We start from the raw sequence: 390 nt of genomic DNA on the forward strand, positions 1-390 counted from the left end.
CATCGCGACTTACCAAACCATTGCAAACTCCGAATACCGAGACGGACTGTATGGGAGACACACGGCGGGTGCTAACGTCCGTCGTGAAAAGGGAAACAACCCAGACCCACAGCTAAGGTCCCAAATTCACTGCTAAGTGGAAAACCATGTGGAAAGGCACAGACAGCCAGGAGGTTGGCTTAGAAGCAGCCACCCTTTAAAGAAAGCGTAATAGCTCACTGGTCGAGTCGGTCTGCGGGGAAGATTTAACGGGGCTAAGCAGTGAACCGAAGCTTGGGGTGTGCATATTTATATGTACGCGGTAGAGGAGCGTTCCGTAAGCCGTTGAAGGTGGATTGAGAAGTCTGCTGGAGGTATCGGAAGTGCGAATGCTGACATGAGTAACGATAA

At 51.0% G+C, this 390-nt stretch carries 1 rRNA gene; it reads left to right on the top strand.

What is annotated here, in order from left to right:
* Window positions 1-390: ribosomal RNA gene (locus MRBLST15_RS10250) — 23S ribosomal RNA — on the top strand; the annotation flags it as partial.

Source organism: Stenotrophomonas sp. LST15-1-1.1 (assembly GCF_040815575.1).
GTDB classification, from domain to species: Bacteria; Pseudomonadota; Gammaproteobacteria; order Xanthomonadales; family Xanthomonadaceae; genus Stenotrophomonas; species Stenotrophomonas lactitubi_B.